Origin of the sequence: Streptomyces sp. NPDC060031, from assembly GCF_042736805.1 — a bacterium.
Classification (GTDB): domain Bacteria; phylum Actinomycetota; class Actinomycetes; order Streptomycetales; family Streptomycetaceae; genus Streptomyces.
On sequence record NZ_JBHWVM010000024.1, the window covers coordinates 15147 to 31995 of the forward strand.

A 16849-nucleotide genomic window follows, 5' to 3' on the forward strand; every position below is an offset into this window, starting at 1 on the left:
AGGTCGTCGCGGCGTTTCCCGCGGCGACGACGCCCACCATAAGCATCAAGTTCGAATCATTCAAGCTAGAAATGTTTCGTCTTGACGGACTTGTTAGGGTGGTGCCATGACGACGCCCCCCGAGCAGCAGGCCATCGCGGAGCGACAGCTGTGCGGTCTGGTGAACGGACTGGCCCAGCGGATCGCGGAGCATGTACGGGAGCGTGCCGCCACTCTGGGGCTCACCGCGCCCCAGGCGACCGCGCTGCGGGAGTTGAGCGGGCCGATGACCATGCGGGAGCTCGCCGAACGCATGAGTTGCGAGCCCTCCAACACCACCTTCGTCGTCGACAAGCTGGAGAAGCAGAGCCTGGTCGAGCGCCACCCGCACCCCACCGACCGCCGCGCCAAACACCTCGTCCTCACCGCTGAGGGCGCCGCACTGCGGGCGCGTCTCCTCGCGCTCCTCGCCGTGGACTCCCCGCTGTCGGGCCTCAACCCGCGGGAGCAGCGCGTCCTTCACGGCCTGCTGGAGCAGGCCGTCACCTCTCCCTGAGCCGCCGCCGGTTGCGGCGCGGCAAGCGTGGGGGTCAGGCGGGCCAAGTGCCGGTGACCCGCTTGGCGGCCAATGCGCCGCTGCGGTCGATCAACGCCTTCACGACTGCGAAGACGGCACCCTGCAGCGCCGCGGCGATGAGGATCTCCCGCCACGACCGGTGCTGGTCGGTGGCCTTCGGCGCGTCGTCCTCGTGACCGAGCCGCTTCCAGACCTGCCTGAACGCGGCGCCGGCCAGCGCGCCACCGGTGGCGCCGAGGGCCAGTCCCACCGGCTTGTAAGCGATCTTCGAGGCCTTCACCGCTGCCTCCGTCCCGTGACCTGCCGCGCCACCAGCCATACGGGGCCCGCGGCGCCCGCGGTCAGCATCCACCGGTCGCGCCAGCACGGCCGAGTCCTGGTCATCGGTGCTCCCTTTCCCTGCTCGTTCCTCGCTCGCGTTCCTTGCGCGCATTCCTTGATCTCGGCGGACCGGCGGACCGTTCTCCCGCGCCCGCTTCGTCTTCGGGGCGACTGCCCGGTCTCGCGCGCGGCTAACCCCGATGCCCCGGGCTGCGCATAAGTCGTTCGCGCGGGGGAAGGCGTGAGTCCAGTCCCCGCAGGATCGACAGCGTCGAGGTGTAGGGCGACGGGCCAGGGAAGGAGGCGGACCGTGGTGCAGATGACGGCCGACAGCGTGGGCGCGCCGTGCTGGCTGAGCCTCATGGCACGTGATCTCCGTGCGGCGGAGGGCTTCTACGGCGCCGTGCTCGGCTGGAGCTTCCGCAAAGGCGGTCTCGGGCAGGCGTTCTCCGTCGCCGAAGTGGACGGTGTGCCCGTCGCGGGCATCGGGGCGGTCGCCGGCGAGTTCGCGGTACCCGTCGCCTGGACGGCGTACTTCGCTGTCGACGACGCCGACGCCGCGGTGGCGCGCATCCGCGGACGCGGAGGCACGGTCGGGGTCGGCCCGGTCGCCTACCCGCCCCGCGGCCGGGCGGCACTGGCCACCGACGTCGAGGGCGCGTCCTTCGGCATCTGGGAGGGTCGCGTCCTGTCCGAATGGCGGGTGGGCGACGGCGAAGCACCCGCGTGGCTGGAACTGCACACCAAGAACGCGTTCGACGCCGCTGTCTTCTACGGCGAGGTCCTGGAATGGGCGGACGGGAGCGCCGGCTGCTGCGAGGTCTCGTACGAGCAGGACCAGGTGGTCCTGCGGCATCAGGGTCAGGCGGTGGCACGCCTGAACAGCGGTCCGGTGGAGAGCGGGTCCCGCGAGCCCCAGTTGCGGCCCCGCTGGCTGGTCCACTTCAAAGTCCCCGACGTGGAGGCAGCCATGGCGGCGGCACTCGAACACGGCGGCAGCATCGTCACGGACAGTGGCCCGTGGCGGGGCACCGGGCAGCAGGTCACGGTGCGGGACCCGGACGGCGGCCTGTTCACCCTCGACCAGACACCGGCCGCCGGGCGGCCGACCGTCCCCGGCGCGTGAGGGGACCCGGCCACGGCGCGGCACGGCCCCGGACGACTCATACTGCACGTACTGCTCGCTCTCACGGACACCGCCCCAGAGCGGAGGGATGGCACCGTCGTGGTTCCTGCTGCGTCCGAACCCCCGCACCCCGTCGTCGAGGAGCCCGCCGTGGCGTGGGCGGTCGGAGTGCTGATGGCGCTCACCCCGTGCACGGCCCCCGCCGCCAGGAGGATCCTGGCCGTGGCGGCGGGCACGGCCGGGATCACGGTCCGCGAGGTGGCCCGAGCGCTGGCGGAGTACGCGCGGGGCGTCCCGGTGCCCAGGCGGGTGGAGAGGGCGCTGCGGATGGCGGTGCGGGCCTCGCGCACCCCGGCCGATGAACTCCCCGGCGGACTGCTGCCGGGCCGCAGCCGGGCCCAGGTGGCACTGGCTCGCTTCCGCGTCTGTCGGGACCGTGTCCGGGCCGCGCCGGGGGATGCCGAGGCCCGGCGAGCACTGGACGACGCCGCGTACACCCTGTGCATACTCATGGGCCGGCGCAACCCCCACCAGGCGGTACGAGCGGCTGAGGAATACCTGGCAACGACCCCGGAGCCCGAGGGGCCCGAAGGTTCTGAGGCTGCACCCTGGTCGGCCGGGCACCGGCCGTGACGACGTCGCCCGCCGCCGGTCGCCGCCTGCCGCGGTGGACGTCGGCGAGGCTCATCCGATGACCCCGGCGTGCATGACGGCCTCGATCGTGGGGAGCCGCCAGGTATGGCCAAAGACATCCCCGAAAGCAATCCGGACCCCGATCCCCGTCTGACAACAGGGCTCGAACCGGGCGGCGGAGTTCCGCCGGGGGAGACTCCGCCCGCTGAGAGGCAGAAACCATGAGCAGTACCGCACCCCACGGTGACGACGTCTACCAGTCGGCCGACCCGGACGACCCGGCCGAGGCGCAACCCGACATGGAGAACGCCCTGGACGAGCCGGGTCTCGACGAGAGCCTCGATACGGGGTACTCGCCGCCCGAGAGGCCCTTGGCGGTCCATGACCACGGCACCACGGCGGAGGAAGGACACACCGGGGAGAGCCTCGACCGACGCCTCGCCCGCGAGGTTCCCGAGGTGGACGCCGATGCCGACGAGCGGACCTGGGAGGAATCCGCCGACGGGGGCGGCGAACCCGCCCAGGCCGGTCCGGTACGGGCGGGACGACTGGCCCCGTCCGAGGAGGCCGGCCCCGGGCACCAGCTCTCCGTCCGGGCCCGCGACGTGGGCGTGAACGGTGGAGCCGCATCGGCGGAGGAGGCCGCCGTACACCTCATCGAGGAGGAGGATGAGGGGGAGGGCTTCGGACCGAGCGCGTGACGGCGCTCTCCCCGTCGTGGGGACGACGGATGACCCGATCAGCCCAGCCAAGGAGGTACCCGCGGAACACCGCTTCCCTGAGAGGACCCGCGGTGCCGAGGAGCGGCATACGTCTGCTCGGCCGGGGCTCTCAGCGTAGGGCGTCGGCGAGAAGCTGGATCGCGAGGGTGGAAGCAGCCAGAGCCGCAGGGCCGTCGCCGTGCCGCAAGGCCTGCCGGGCGGTGTCGAGGGCCGCGTGAGCCCGGTCGGATACTTCGAGGGGGAAGGCGTTCGAATTCAGCGAGACCTCCGCCCGCCTGATGTTCGCCAAGGCCGCATCGCCATCGGAGGCGGAACGGGCGTCCCTCTGCACCGGTGGCTCCCTTCCGTCGACCTGGCCGCTCTTCTCATCGCGAGCGCGTATGCGCCGCGGCACGGCGGCGAGTCCGGACGGGCGTTCCCAGCCCTCGCCGCCAGTACGCCGCAGGCTAGCGCGCGTCGTCGCGTCGGCCGCGGTCCCCGGCCGGCGGGTCACCCTCGCGCCTGATCTCCTCGGGGCTCTTCCCGCGGGCCCGCATGCCGGACTCGGGGTGTACCGGGTCCTGGCCGGGCTGCTGCCGGGGTCCGGGCTCCTCGCGGCCCTTGCCGGACTCCGGGCGCTTGTCCTGCTTACGACTCATGACGGCAACTCCTTCTGACGCGCGGATCACTGTTCCCCCCCGGCCTCACGCTGACACGAAGAGCGACGGCTCGCACGGCGTCGGTCACGATGCGTGGCGCTCGGGTGACACCCCGTCGGCCTCACCGGCCGACTGAGGGGACCCGATACGGGTAGGCGTGTCGACATACGGCCGCAGCCGGTCGCGTGAGCGTGGAGAAGGAGAAGACGGTGACTGCACAGGGCGAACGCCGGATCGTGCTCGTACGGCATGCCAAAGCCGTCCCCAAGGGCACCATCGACGACTTCGACCGCCCGCTGGCCGACCGGGGCCGACGGGAGGCACCGAAGGCGGGCCAATGGCTCGCGGAGTCCGGTCACCCCCTCGGCCTCGCACTGTGCTCGTCGGCGCTGCGGACCCGGGAGACGTGGCAGCTGATGGTGTCCCGGCTGCCCGAACCGCCCCCCGCCGTCTACGAGGACCGGCTGTACAACGCCGACACCGACACCCTGATGGCCGTACTGGCCGAGACGGGCGAGGCCGTCACCGACCTGCTGATGGTGGGTCACAACTCCGGCATCCACGAGCTGGCCGTCGCCTTGTGCGGGACGGGGCCCGAGAGCCTCGTGCGCCGGATCCGCGACGGATTCCCCACCTCGGCGGTCGTGGTCCTGGCCCTGCCCGGGAAGTGGCAGGACGTCGCTCCCGGCACCGGACGGCCGGCGGCGTTCTGGGCTCCGGGCGACTGACGGCCGGCTGAGGGGGCAGGCGCCACTTGCACGAGGAGGTGCGTCATGACGGCCGGACACGAGCACGACGACGACGAACCAGAGGCAGGGCTCACCGCACCCACCCCCGAAACCTGCGTGGTGCACGTCAGGGGGGACATGGACCTCGACCACGCGGAGGAGTTGCGCAGCGCCCTGCTCTTCGCCGTCTCCCATGCGTCGCGTGACGCCACCATCGACATCGACCTGCGGAACTCGTCCTTCTGCGACTCGTCGGGCCTGGGCGTCCTCCTGGCCGCCCGCCGTCGCGCAGAGGAATCGGGCCACGTCCTGCGGCTGACCGCGCCCAGCCACCAGATGCTGCGGCTGCTGGCGCTGAGCGATTCGGCGGCCCTCTTCCCCGTCGGCCCGGCCACGTAGGGCCGGCCACCACACCGGGCTCCGTGCCGCGGGGCGCCCGCGGATGCCGGAGCGCCCGCGATGGGCCAGGCTGTGCGAGAGGTGGCGAGCACCGGTGACGTACAGGGATCGGAGGCGGCGGTGACGAGCGGCAGCGACCCCCAGCACAGCGACCCCCGGCACAGCGACCCCGCAGGCGGCGGGCCCGGCACGGCCGAGGGCGCGGCGCCCGCCGCCCTGGATGCGCGCATCACGCTGCGCGTCAACGGCACCGATCACGACCTACGGCTGGACCACCGCGTCACCCTGCTCGACGCCCTGCGCGGGCACCTCGCCCTCACGGGGCCGAAGCGGGGCTGCGACCACGGCCAGTGCGGGGCCTGCACCGTCCTGGTCGACGGACGGCGCGTCAACAGCTGCCTGCTCCTCGCCGTGGCCCAGGACGGCGCCGCCGTCACCACCGTGGAAGGCCTGGCCGCCCCGGACGGCGCCCTGCACCCGCTCCAGGAGGCCTTCCTGCGGCGCGACGCCTTCCAGTGCGGCTTCTGCACACCGGGCCAGCTCTGCTCCGCCCTGGGAGCGATCGACGAAGCCGCGTCCGGCCATCCCTCGCACGTCACCCCCGACGGCGTCCTCGCCGAGCCCGGCCCGGTCCCGCTGACCGCTCCGGAGATCCGGGAGCGAATGAGCGGCAATCTGTGCCGCTGTGGCGCCTACCCCCGCATCGTCGACGCCGTAACGGACGTGATGGACGTGACGGACGTGACCGAGTGAAGCCCTTCGCGTACCTGCGGGCCACCGGCCTCCAGGAAGCCGTCGCCGCCCACGCCCGCCTCCCCGGCGCGTGCTACCTCGGCGGCGGCACCAACCTCGTCGACCTCATGAAACTGGGTGTCGAGACACCGGCGGCCCTCATCGACATCAGCCGGCTCCCGCTGCACGAGGTGCGGGAGCTGCCCGACGGAGGCCTGCGCATCGGCTCCACGGCCCGCAACAGCGACCTCGCCGCGCACCCGCTCGTACGCGCCCGCTACCCCGTCCTCACGCAGGCGCTGCTGGCGGGCGCCTCCGGACAACTGCGCAACGTGGCCACCACCGGCGGGAACCTCCTCCAGCGCACCCGGTGCCCGTACTTCCAGGACGTGTCCAAGCCCTGCAACAAACGCCGGCCCGGCAGCGGGTGCGCCGCCCGTGACGGGGTCCACCGGGACCATGCCGTCCTCGGCCACTCGGCCGCATGCATCGCCACCCACCCCTCCGACATGGCCGTCGCCCTGGCAGCCCTCGACGCCGACATCGAGCTGTACGGCCCGGACGGGGAGCGCACGGTGGCGATGACGGCCTTCCACCGGCTGCCCGGAGACCACCCCGAGCAGGACACCGTCCTGCGGGACGGAGAGATCGTCACCGCCGTAGTCCTGCCGACCGCCCCGCCCGGCGCGGTGTCCCTGTACCGCAAGGCCCGCGACCGTGCCTCGTACGCCTTCGCGCTGGCCTCCGTCGCCGCCGTCCTCGAACTCGACGACGGCGGCCGCGTCTGCCGTGTCCGTCTCGTCTTCGGAGGCCTCGCCCACCGCCCCTGGCGCGCCACCACCGCCGAAGCCCGGCTGAACGGCGCCGAACCGACGGCCGCCAACCTGCGGGAGGCCGTCGAGGAGGAGCTGGCCCAGGCACGCCCCCTCCGGGACAACGCCTACAAGGTGCCGCTCGCCCGCAACCTGGCCCGCGACGTCCTCGCGACGCTCGCCCGCCGGGCACAGGCCGCTCCTCGCAACCCGTAGCCCCACCGCGCAGCACCCCGTGGCAGACGGAGCCGAACCCCTACGAGGAGCCGCAATGCGCCCCACCGCACTCGGTACCCCCGCCGAACGGGCGGAAGGCCGCCAGAAGATCACGGGCACCGCCCGCTACGCCGCCGACCACGCCCCCGAGGGCGGCGCCCACGCCCGCGCGGTACCCGCGACCGTCGCCAGTGGCCGCGTCACCGCCATCGACACCGGGGCCGCACGGGCGCTGCCCGGGGTGATCGACGTCCTCACGCCCTACAACGCCCCGCGCCTGGGCCCGTCGGACGATCCCACGCTCCAAGTGCTCCAGGACACCGCGGTCCCGCACCGCGGCTGGTACGTGGCGCTGGTGATCGCGCGGTCCCCGGAAGCCGCCCGGGCCGCCGCGGCCGCGGTCCGGGTCACCTACGAGAGCGCGCACCACGACGTCGTACTGCGGGCCGACCACCCCGGCCTCTACACGCCCGAGACCGTCAACGGCGGGCACCCCGCCCACCGGGAGCAGGGGGATCCGGAGGCGGCCCTCACCGCGGCGCCGGTCCGGGTCGACTGCTCGTACGAGGTTCCCCCGCTGCACAACCACCCCATGGAGCCGCACGCGGCCACCGCCGTCTGGGACGCGGGACGCGAGCACCTCACCGTGTACGACTCGAGCCAGGGGGCCGGCCTGGTGCGTTCCGCCCTGGCCTCCCTCCTGCGCCTGCCCGAGGAGCGCGTCACGGTCGTCTCGGAACACGTCGGCGGAGGTTTCGGCTGCAAGGGAACGCCTCGCCCGCACGTCGTCCTGGCCGCCATGGCCGCCCGCCACACGGGCTTCGCCGTCACCCTCGCCCTGCCCCGGCGTCAGCTGCCCGCGACGGTCGGCCACCGCGCTCCGACCCTGCACCGGGTCCGCCTCGGGGCCCGCCCGGACGGAACCTTGACCGCGTTCGCGCACGAGGTCACCACCCATACCTCCCGCGTCAGGGAATTCGTGGAGCAGGCCGCGGTCCCCGGCCGCGTCATGTACGCCGCCGCCGACCGCCTCACCACACACCGGGCCGTCGCCCTGGACGTCCCCACGCCGTCCTGGATGCGCGCCCCCGGGGAAGCGCCGGGCATGTACGCGCTGGAGTCGGCCATGGACGAGCTGGCCGACGCGCTCGGCATCGACCCGATCGAACTGCGCATCCGCAACGAGCCCGCGAAGGAACCGGACAGCGGCCGCCCCTTCAGCAGCCGGCACCTCGTGGAGTGTCTGCGGGAGGGCGCCGAACGCTTCGGCTGGACCCACCCGCGTGCCGCCCGCAGGGACGGGCCGTACCTCGTGGGCCGGGGGGTGGCGGCCGCCACGTACCCGTACCTCGTGACCCCGTCCACCGCCCGGGCCCACGCCCGGCCCGACGGCACCTGCGTCGTCGAGGTCAACGCCACCGACATCGGCACCGGCGCCCGTACCGTCCTCACCCAGGTGGCCGCCGACGCCCTCGGGGTCCCGGTGCGGTCGGTGACCGTGGCCATCGGGCACACCGGCCTGCCGCAGGCCACCGGCGCGGGAGGCTCCGCCGGCACCGCGTCCTGGGGCTGGGCGGTGCACGACGCCTGCACCGCCCTGCTGGCCCGTACGGAGCGCCACCACGGGCCCCTCCCCGCCGCGGGACTCTCCGCGTCGGCCGACACGGCCCAATCGGCGGGGCAGAAGTCCCCCTACGCCCGCCACGCGTTCGGTGCGCACTTCGCCGAAGTCCAGGTGGACACGGTCACCGGGGAGGTACGCGTGCGCCGCATGCTCGGCGTCTTCGCCGCCGGCCGCATCCTCAGCCCCGTGCTGGCACGCTCGCAGTTCGTGGGCGGCATGGCCATGGGCATCGGCATGGCCCTGACCGAGAACAGCACGCTCGACCCTGTCCACGGGGACTTCGTGGAGAGCGATCTCGCCGCCTACCACGTACCGGTCCATGCCGACGTGCCCGACATCGAAGCCCACTGGATCGACGAGCACGACAAGCACCTCAACCCCATGGGCAGCAAGGGAATCGGCGAGATCGGCATCGTCGGCGCCGCCGCCGCGATCGGCAACGCCGTGAGCAACGCCACGGGACGACGCCTGCGGACCCTGCCCCTGACCCCCGACCGGGTCCTGGCAGCGCTCGGCTGACCCGGGCCCGGCGGCCGAGCGCACCGTACGGCGGCGTTCGGGGGGACCTGGCCGCCGCGCGGTTTGTCGGGCTTCGTATGATCCAAGGGAGTACACGGCCGCCCCGACACCGGGCCTCCGCAGTGTCCCCGGCCCTGCCGATCGCAGGGGCCGTCACAGCGGTACGAGCCGAAGCCGCTCCTGCCCCTGCCGATCACCGCCGTCGGACCCACGTCCGTCGGCCCCTCCTCGAAGACGCCATTCTCTTGAGCACCGACCGGACCATCACACTCCCGCCGTCGCCGTCGCCGTCGCCGTCGCCGTCGCCGTCGCCGCAGCCCGCGCCCGACCGGCCACCCGCCCGGGTGCTGCCCCGCCTCGTGGGACGCGCCCCCGCCCCGCCGTCGCCGGGCGCCGCCCTGCACAGCGTCAGCGCCGCCACCGCCGTCATGCTGGCTCTGGTGGCCATCGGCGCCGTGGTCCACGAGCCCGTCCTCATACCGCCGCTGGCCGCGTCCGCCGCGATCGTCCACAGCGTGCCCGGCCTGCCGCTGGCCCAGCCCCGCAGCGTGATCGCCGGCCACCTGCTCTGCGCCGCCGTCGGGTACGGGGCCCTCGCCGCCCTGGGCAGTGCCCCCTGGGTGGCGGCCGTCGCGGCCGGCCTCGGCCTGGCCCTGATGACCGTGACCCGCACCCCGCACTCCCCGGCCTGCGCGACGGCCGTCGTCATCGTCCTGAGGACACCCGACCCCAGGACCTTCGTGCCGCTCCTCGCCGGATCGGTGGTCCTCCTCGTCCTCGCGGGCTGCGCCCTTTCACGCGCCCGCTCGGGCAGCGCCCGGTACCCCGTGTACTGGTGGTGACCTACCCCGGCAGGGGTGGAGCGGGCCCGCCACAGGTCGCGGAGCAACGCGACCTCGGCCATGTGGTGGATGAATTCGAGGTTGGCGCCCGCCAGGACGGTGACGAACGGGTCGCCGGGATCGGAGCCGTACGGGTACTGCGAGAAGCCGACCGTGTCGAGCTGCTCCCCGGTGACGGCGGCGACGCTGTCGCGCCAGCGGTCGATCAGGTCCCAGAACCGCTCGAGTGACAAGGCGGCGCAGGGGGTGAAGTCGACCAGCAGCCTGGGCTCCCGCCGCCGTTCACCGAAGGTCCACTCCCATTGGCCCGCGAAGCACGAGTGCAGGTGCGCCAGCCGCCACGCGATGGTGGCGACCGGCGCCTCGTCGGGCTCCGGCGCACCGGTGTGGGCGAGGACCTGCTCGACCCGGTCGGCGCTCACGCTCCAGTCTTCGGCGATCTTGGCGACCGTCATGCCGTCGGCAGCCTGCCGGGCGATCTCGGCGTACTCGTTGGCCGGGATGTCCGGGGCGCCCTTGTCGAGCACCCATTCGCCCGGCCCGTACGCCCTCGGCGTCACTGCCTCTCCCCGGCGCCGGATCGACCAGCAACCGGCCACCGGCTCCCACAGGTACTCCTCGTCACCGAGCCCCGCCAGCCGCACCCGGGCCATCTCCCTGGCCTGGTCGAACTGGGCGAGCAGCAAACCCAGACGGTCGGTCCGCGGGCCCTCGGTCTGCATCCCTGGCTCCTTGCCGTCGCGTCTCGTACCTCACCGGGCCAGCGGAGGCTAACGGCTCATCTCACGGGGCGCGACCGATTTCCGCGCCCACGCAGCGGCGCTGCGGTTCAGCGGCACAGGGCCGTTTCCACGACGGTGTCGACACGCTTCCTGGCGGCCTCGTCGGTCAGCTGAACGGTCACCGCGACGTGGGCCGCGCGGCCGTCGTCGGTCACCCCGCCCCGCGTCTCGTACCCCGGCAAGCTACCGCCGTGGCCCCAGTAGACGCCGCCGCCGCACGACAGGGGCAGTGGCTTGCTCACGAGCCCCAGTCCGTAGCGGGCGCCGGGGCCGAAGGTGGATTCGGTCCTTTCCCCGCCGACGGTGGTGCGCATCTCGGCGAGCTGGGCCGCCGGGAGGAGACGGCCGGCCAGGAGCGCGGTGAAGAACCGGTTGAGGTCGGAGTTGGTGGAGATCATCTGACCTGCTGCCCAGCCCCAGGACGGATCCATTTCCGTGATGTCGCGCAGAGGCGCGCCTGCCGATTCCTGGTAGTAGCCCTGGGGATGGGGCTCCCGGATGGTCGCGTCACGGGGGGCGGGGAAGTAGGTGTGGCGCAGCCCGACGGCTTTGACGACGCGCCGGTCGATCTCCTCGGCGAGGGGCCGTTGGGTGACCTGCTGGACGATCAGGCCGGCCAGTACGTAGTTCGTGTTGCTGTACTTCCAATCCTTCCCGGGGGCGAAGTCGGCCTCGTGCTGGAGCGCGATGTCGAGGAGCTCGCGGGGTTCGTAGTACCGGACGTCGTCGCCGAGGTGACTGGTGTAGTTGGGAAGCCCGCTGGTGTGCTGCAGGAGCTGACGGACGGTGATGCGACCGCCGTCGATCCCCTTCCCGCGGACGAGGCCCGGCAGGTAGGTGTCGACCGGTTGATCGAGGCCGATCTTCCCTTCACCGACGAGTTGCAGCACGACCACCGCGGTGAACACCTTGGTGTTGCTGCCGATGCGCACCTGACCGTCCACGGGCACCTTCGAGCCGGTGGCCAGGTCGCCCACTCCCGCGGTGTAGGTACGGGTACGGTCCTCACGGTTCTTGACGCTCGCCAGCGCGGCGGGCAGGCCTTCGGAGCGCACCAGCGTGCTCAGCCTCTGCTGGACGGTGTCCGGCCGGGTGGCGGCGAAGGCCGCGGGCGGCGCCAGGACACCCATCGTCATGACGCCCACGGCCACTACGGCCGCGGACGCCACAGCACCGCGCCGGCCGTTCCGCTGCCGCCCGGAGGGACGAAACCTCTGCCATGCCTGCTCACGCATGAGTCAACTCCTAAGGAATCATGGGGAAACCAGTGGGACGTGCCGGCTTCAGCATGTCCGGACGCGACCGCCCGGGACGACCCTGCTACCCGCCCGGCTCCAGGTAGGGCTAACCCCCGGTGGGGGGCCGGGCAGAATCCTGGGCTGTGATGATCACCGCGCGCGAACTCAACAGGGCCACGCTCAGCCGCCAACTGCTGCTGGAACGGGAGCCGCTGGCCGTCCCCGCAGGAGTGCGGCGCGTGGTCGCGCTCCAGGCGCAGCACCCGGCCTCGCCGTACATCGCGCTGTGGAACAGGCTCACCGGTTTCGCTCCGGCCGAGCTCGACGCCGCCTTCGCCGCACGCTCGGTCGTCAAGGCGACCCTGATGCGGATCACCCTGCACGCCGTGCACGCCGAGGACTACCCGGTGTTCCGCGCGGCGATGCAGCCCACCCTGTACGCCTCCAGGCTCGGGTTCCGCTTCGCCGCTACGGGACTGACCCCCGCGGACGCCCACGAGCTGATGCCGGAACTGCTGGCCTTCGCCCGCCGGCCGCGGACCTCGGCGCAGATGCAGGCGTGGGCCGAGGAGCGGTTCGGCGCCGAGAGGAAGGACGGGGCGTGGTGGGGGCTGAAGGGGTACGCGCCGCTGCACCATGCCCCGACGGACGCACCCTGGTCGTTCGGCCAGCGACCGTCGTTCGTCGCTGCCGGAACCCCTGCCCCGCCTGCGGGCCGAGAGGCGGAGCCACGGTCGCTGCAAGCGCTGGTCCTGCGCTACCTGGCGGGGTTCGGGCCCGCCTCGGTCGCGGACGTGGCACAGTTCGCCATGGCGCAGCGGGCACCCGTTCGCGCGGCGCTGAACGCTCTCGGGGGCGCCGTCGAACAGCTCCAAGGTCCGGACGGCAGCACGCTGTTCGACCTCCCGGGCGCTTCCAGGCCGCCCGCCGGCACTCCCGCCCCGCCCCGGCTCATGGCCATGTGGGACAGCACCCTGCTGGCCTACGCCGACCGCAGCCGGCTGATCCCTGCCGCCTACCGCCCCTTGGTGATCCGGCGCAACGGCGATGTGCTGCCCACCCTGCTGGTGGACGGCCACGTCGCCGGCGTGTGGCGCCCGCTGGACGACGGCATCGAGGCCACCGCCTTCCATCCCCTGTCGCCCGCCACCTGGGACGGGCTCGCCGAAGAGGCCCAGTCGCTGACAACCTTCCTCAACGACCGCGAGAGCACGGTCTACAGCCGCTACCACCACTGGTGGGCAAAGCTCCCCGAGAGCGAGGTGCGCAAGCTGTAACCAGTGTGGGCCTGCTCCTCCCTCGGGGCGGCGCCCATAACCCCAGGGCTGTGACATGTGTACCGCCGGGGTCCGTACATGCGCATCTGCCGGGGGAACCGCCCCGCTCCCTAGCGTGGTGGACATGACGCAGACGACGAAGACACCGCGTACGGCGGCGGACGCTCCGGCGGCCACCGCGCCGGGTGCGCAGGCCGCGATCCGGTTCCGGGGCGCCGCCAAATCCTTCGGCCCCGTCCAGGCCGTCGCGGGCATCGACCTCGTTGTCCGGCGCGGTGAGACGGTCGCCCTGTTGGGCCGCAACGGCGCCGGGAAGTCCACCCTCATCAGCCTGCTGCTCGGCCTGAACGAGCCCGACGCGGGCAGCGTGCGCCTCTTGGGCGAGACCCCCGAGCAGGCGGTACGGACCGGGCGGGTGGGTGCGATGCTCCAGGAGGGGCGCGCCGTCCCGCGGATCACCGTACGGGAGCTCGTCGCCTTCGTGGCCCGCACCTACCCGGCGCCGCTGCCCGTCGCCGAGGCGCTGGAACTCGCCGGCCTCACCGCCCTCGCCGGCCGACGCGTCGACCGGCTCTCCGGAGGCCAGGCCCAGCGCGTCCGCTTCGCCGTCGCCCTCGCGGGCAACCCGGAGCTGATCGTGCTCGACGAGCCGACCGCCGCCCTCGACGTGGAGGCCCGCCGCGCCTTCTGGGAATCCATGCGGGGCTACGCCCGCCGCGGCAACACCGTCCTGTTCTCCACCCACTACCTGGAGGAGGCCGACGCCCACGCCGACCGCATCGTGGTCCTCGACCGCGGCCGGACCGTCGCCGACGGCACGGGGGAGCACCTGCGCCGCGCCGCGGCCTGCGGCTCGCTGGTCTCCTTGGACCTGGCCAGCCGCTCCTCCGGCTTCCTCGCCGCACTGCCCGGGGTGACCGCCGTGGAGATACGCGGAGACCGGGCGCGGCTCCGTACGCACGACCCGGACGCCACCGTCAGCGCCCTCGCCGCACTCGACGCCGTGCGGGGCATCGAGGTCACCGCGCCCTCGCTGGACGACGCCTTCCTCGCCCTCACGGGCGCCGCCACCGCTTCCGAGGGGAACACCCGATGATCACCGCCTATGTCCGCCTGGAGGTCCGCCGCACGCTGCGCGACACCACCTTCGTCGTCTTCGGCATCGGCATGCCGGTGCTGATGTACCTGCTCTTCACCAACCTGGGCAGCACCGGCGAAACCGAGTGGAAGACCGCCTCCATGGTGGCCATGGCCGCCTACGGGGCCCTCGGCGCGGCCCTGTCGACCGGGACCGGCGTCGCCGAGGACAAGGGCGTGGGCTGGCTGCGCCAGTTGCGGGTCACCCCGATGTCCCCCCGCCAGGTGGTGGCCGGCCGGGCCCTGACGGGGTCGGTGATCGTGCTGCCGGCCATCGCCGCGGTACTCGCCGCGGGCGCGCTCGTCAACGGGGTCTGGCTGGAAGCCTGGCAGTGGGCCGCCGTCTCCCTGGCGCTCTGGCTCGGCGCGCTGCCCTTCACCCTGCTCGGCATCGGCAACGGCTACCGGCTCACCGCCCAGACCACGGGTCTGGTCAACGTCGGCTGCAGCATCGCGCTCTCCGTGGCCGGCGGCCTCTGGTTCCCGGTCGAGCTGTTCCCCCACTGGATGCGCTCCCTGTCCGCACTCACCCCGACCCGTCGCTTCGCCGAGATCGGCCAGACCCTGGCCACCGGCGCGGCCCCCGGCCCGATCGCCGTCGCGGTGGTCGCCGGATGGGCCCTGCTGTTCGGCTCGTACGCCGTCCTCTCGTACCGTCGGTCCGCGAGGACGGCATAGGCCATGGACGGGGAACGGGGAGCGGGCATGCGGAGCAAGCGGGGAACCGGGTGGGAACGGATGCCCGACTGGCCGGCCCGCAAGGCCGAACGGTGCGCTGCGAAGAAACCGCGCACGGCGGGCGGCGAGGAGCCCGACGACGACCGCGGCCCGATCGGGCCGCCCAACGCCTTCACCCTGCTGCCCTGGCTGCTCTTGGGGATGGGCGCCATCTCCAACGTCATCCACGGGGAGACCCCGAACCCCTGGATCGGCGGCCTGGGCCTGTTGGTCTTCAACTCCCTCTACATCACTCTGGTGTTCCGCGCCTTCCACAAGCCCGCGCGGGAGGCGCCCAGCACCCGCTGGTGCCTGGTCGCGCTGCTGCTCGTCACCTGCACCCTCGCCCTCGCCTACGGGCACAACTGGCTGCTGTTCTTCCCCCTGGCGGCCCTCGCCACCGGGGCGGTGGTCCGCGGCCGGAGGCTCGGCCCGGTGATGCTCGGCGTCACGGCCCTGGCCGGTGTGATCTCGGGGCTGCAGCAGGACTGGGACGCCCTCGGGATCGTCTACGGAACCTTCCTGTCCGGCATGGTCACCGCGGCCATCCTGGCCTTGTCCGAGACGGTGGGGGAACTGCGCGACACCCGGCAGGAACTGGCCCGGGCCGCCGTGGACCAGGAGCGGCTGCGCTTCTCCCGCGATCTGCACGACCTGCTCGGCCACACCCTGTCCGTGATCGTCGTGAAGTCGGAGGCGGCCCGCCGGATCGCCCCCCGCGACATGGAGGCGGCCCTCGACCAGGTCCGCGACATCGAGTCGGTGGGCCGTCAGGCGCTCGTCGAGATCCGGGAGGCCGTCACCGGGTACCGCGAGGCGAGCCTCGCGGCCGAACTCGACCGCGCCCGCGGCGCGCTGACCGCTGCCGGCATCGAGCCCGTCGTACGGCAGTCCGGCGCCCCGCTGCCCCCGCAGGCGGCGGCGCTGCTGGGCTGGGTGGTCCGCGAGGCCGTCACCAACGCCGTCCGGCACAGTGGCGCCGCCACCTGCGAGATCGAGCTGCGCAGCACCGCGGAACGAGCCAGCCTGGTGATCACGGACGACGGCGGCGGCGTAGGCTCGACCCCGCCGGGCAGCGGACTGACGGGCCTCACCGAGCGCCTCGCCGCGGCGGGCGGCACCCTGCGCAGCGGCCCGGCCCCCGGCCGGGGCTTCCGGGTCACCGCCGAACTCCCGGTGGAGGCGGCCGCGGAAGAGAACGAGGAGAGCCGATGATCAGAGTCCTGCTGGCGGAGGACCAGGGCATGATGCGCAGCGCCCTGGCCCTGCTGCTCGGGCTGGAGGAGGACATCGAGGTCGTGGCGCAGGTCGCCGCGGGGAACGCGATCGTGCCCGCCGCGCTGGAAACCCGGCCCGACGTGGCTCTGCTCGACATCGAACTCCCGGGCCGCAGCGGCCTCGACGCGGCCGCCGAACTGCGCACGGCGTGCCCGGGGTGCCGGGTGCTGATCCTGACCACCTTCGGCCGCCCGGGCTACCTGCGCCGGGCGATGGAGGCCGGAGCCGCGGGGTTCCTGGTGAAGGACGGGCCGGTGGAGGAACTGGCCGCCGCGATACGCCGGGTGCTCGCCGGGGAGACCGTGATCGACCCCTCGCTCGCGGCCGCCGCGCTCAGCGCCGGGCCGAGCCCGCTGACCCCGCGCGAAGTCGACGTACTGAACGCCGCGGTCGACGGCGCGACCGTCGCCGACATCGCGGCGAAGGTGTACCTGTCGGAGTCGACGGTGCGCAACTACCTCTCCGCGGCCATCGGCAAGACCGGTACCCGCAACCGCATGGAGGCCGTGCGCGCGGCCCGCCGCCAGGGCTGGCTCTGACGGCCCTGGACGG

Annotated in this window: 18 protein-coding genes and 2 pseudogenes; 16 read left to right on the plus strand and 4 right to left on the minus strand. The window is 73.3% G+C overall.

The annotated features are described in order from the left end of the window. The first annotated feature begins 106 nt into the window (after positions 1-106). Entirely contained in the window at positions 107-535 is a 429-nt protein-coding gene (locus ACFWB8_RS13560; protein ID WP_385225487.1) for a MarR family winged helix-turn-helix transcriptional regulator, read from the plus strand. Between the two features lie 34 nt (positions 536-569). Here ACFWB8_RS13560 and ACFWB8_RS13565 read toward each other — a convergent pair whose 3' ends face one another. Continuing rightward, positions 570-836 (minus strand): DUF4235 domain-containing protein, encoded by a 267-nt coding sequence (locus ACFWB8_RS13565; RefSeq protein ID WP_385225489.1) that lies wholly within the window; start codon positions 834-836, stop codon positions 570-572. 360 nt (positions 837-1196) lie between these two features. Here ACFWB8_RS13565 and ACFWB8_RS13570 point away from each other — a divergent pair, with 360 nt between their 5' ends. The 4 genes and pseudogenes from ACFWB8_RS13570 (at position 1197) to ACFWB8_RS13585 (ending at position 3337) form a co-directional block, all read left to right on the plus strand. Next, positions 1197-2003, plus strand: a complete 807-nt coding sequence (locus tag ACFWB8_RS13570) for a VOC family protein (protein ID WP_385225623.1) — start codon at positions 1197-1199, stop codon at positions 2001-2003. Between the two features lie 99 nt (positions 2004-2102). Further along, positions 2103-2636 carry a DUF5133 domain-containing protein gene (locus ACFWB8_RS13575; RefSeq protein WP_385225491.1) on the plus strand — a complete coding sequence of 178 codons (534 nt, stop codon included), beginning with the start codon at positions 2103-2105 and terminating at the stop codon, positions 2634-2636. 117 nt (positions 2637-2753) lie between these two features. Then, positions 2754-2858 (plus strand): annotated as a pseudogene (locus ACFWB8_RS13580) (DUF6480 family protein); the annotation flags it as partial. Further along, on the plus strand, positions 2858-3337 hold the full coding sequence (locus ACFWB8_RS13585; RefSeq protein ID WP_385225493.1) for a DUF5709 domain-containing protein: 480 nt from the start codon (positions 2858-2860) through the stop codon (positions 3335-3337). The pseudogene ACFWB8_RS13580 and the gene ACFWB8_RS13585, both read left to right, overlap by 1 nt. A gap of 467 nt (positions 3338-3804) precedes the next feature. On the opposite strand, the gene ACFWB8_RS13590 is transcribed toward ACFWB8_RS13585, so the two are convergent. Beyond that, positions 3805-3996, minus strand: coding sequence for a hypothetical protein (locus ACFWB8_RS13590; RefSeq protein WP_385225495.1), 192 nt, complete (start codon positions 3994-3996; stop codon positions 3805-3807). A 209-nt stretch (positions 3997-4205) separates the two neighbouring features. Between ACFWB8_RS13590 and ACFWB8_RS13595 the strand changes: the two genes are divergently transcribed. The 6 genes from ACFWB8_RS13595 to ACFWB8_RS13620 all read left to right on the plus strand — a co-directional run bounded on the left by ACFWB8_RS13595 (position 4206) and on the right by ACFWB8_RS13620 (position 9868). Continuing rightward, positions 4206-4724 (plus strand): SixA phosphatase family protein, encoded by a 519-nt coding sequence (locus ACFWB8_RS13595; protein WP_385225497.1) that lies wholly within the window; start codon positions 4206-4208, stop codon positions 4722-4724. A 45-nt stretch (positions 4725-4769) separates the two neighbouring features. Continuing rightward, positions 4770-5123 carry an STAS domain-containing protein gene (locus ACFWB8_RS13600; RefSeq protein ID WP_385225499.1) on the plus strand — a complete coding sequence of 118 codons (354 nt, stop codon included), beginning with the start codon at positions 4770-4772 and terminating at the stop codon, positions 5121-5123. Between the two features lie 60 nt (positions 5124-5183). Continuing rightward, a complete protein-coding gene (locus ACFWB8_RS13605) occupies positions 5184-5876 on the plus strand; it encodes a 2Fe-2S iron-sulfur cluster-binding protein (RefSeq protein WP_385225501.1) in 693 nt (230 codons plus the stop codon). After that, positions 5873-6883 (plus strand): FAD binding domain-containing protein, encoded by a 1011-nt coding sequence (locus tag ACFWB8_RS13610; protein WP_385225503.1) that lies wholly within the window; start codon positions 5873-5875, stop codon positions 6881-6883. The genes ACFWB8_RS13605 and ACFWB8_RS13610 overlap by 4 nt, the downstream gene beginning before the upstream one ends. 55 nt (positions 6884-6938) lie before the next feature. Next, the gene (locus tag ACFWB8_RS13615; protein WP_385225505.1) at positions 6939-9026 is read left to right on the plus strand and encodes a xanthine dehydrogenase family protein molybdopterin-binding subunit; all 2088 of its coding nucleotides are present in this window, start codon (positions 6939-6941) and stop codon (positions 9024-9026) included. A gap of 428 nt (positions 9027-9454) precedes the next feature. Further along, complete coding sequence (locus ACFWB8_RS13620) at positions 9455-9868, plus strand: HPP family protein (RefSeq protein WP_385225625.1); 414 nt, start codon at positions 9455-9457, stop codon at positions 9866-9868. A 14-nt stretch (positions 9869-9882) separates the two neighbouring features. Here ACFWB8_RS13620 and ACFWB8_RS13625 read toward each other — a convergent pair. Beyond that, positions 9883-10590: pseudogene (locus ACFWB8_RS13625) on the minus strand (DinB family protein); the annotation flags it as partial. Positions 10591-10697: 107 nt separating this feature from the next. Next, complete coding sequence (locus ACFWB8_RS13630) at positions 10698-11885, minus strand: serine hydrolase domain-containing protein (protein ID WP_385225507.1); 1188 nt, start codon at positions 11883-11885, stop codon at positions 10698-10700. A 146-nt stretch (positions 11886-12031) separates the two neighbouring features. On the opposite strand from ACFWB8_RS13630, the gene ACFWB8_RS13635 reads away from it, so the two are divergent. From ACFWB8_RS13635 to ACFWB8_RS13655, 5 genes are all read left to right on the plus strand, one after another. Continuing rightward, positions 12032-13165: a winged helix DNA-binding domain-containing protein gene (locus ACFWB8_RS13635; RefSeq protein ID WP_385225509.1), complete on the plus strand. Its 1134-nt coding sequence runs from the start codon at positions 12032-12034 to the stop codon at positions 13163-13165. Positions 13166-13364: 199 nt separating this feature from the next. Beyond that, positions 13365-14261, plus strand: a complete 897-nt coding sequence (locus ACFWB8_RS13640) for an ATP-binding cassette domain-containing protein (protein ID WP_385225627.1) — start codon at positions 13365-13367, stop codon at positions 14259-14261. Beyond that, positions 14258-14980 (plus strand): ABC transporter permease, encoded by a 723-nt coding sequence (locus ACFWB8_RS13645; RefSeq protein WP_385225511.1) that lies wholly within the window; start codon positions 14258-14260, stop codon positions 14978-14980. Before ACFWB8_RS13640 ends, ACFWB8_RS13645 begins: the two co-directional genes overlap by 4 nt. 60 nt (positions 14981-15040) lie before the next feature. Beyond that, the gene (locus tag ACFWB8_RS13650) at positions 15041-16234 is read left to right on the plus strand and encodes a histidine kinase (protein WP_385225513.1); all 1194 of its coding nucleotides are present in this window, start codon (positions 15041-15043) and stop codon (positions 16232-16234) included. Beyond that, positions 16231-16836, plus strand: a complete 606-nt coding sequence (locus ACFWB8_RS13655) for a response regulator (RefSeq protein WP_385225515.1) — start codon at positions 16231-16233, stop codon at positions 16834-16836. Before ACFWB8_RS13650 ends, ACFWB8_RS13655 begins: the two co-directional genes overlap by 4 nt. Positions 16837-16849 lie beyond the last annotated feature (13 nt).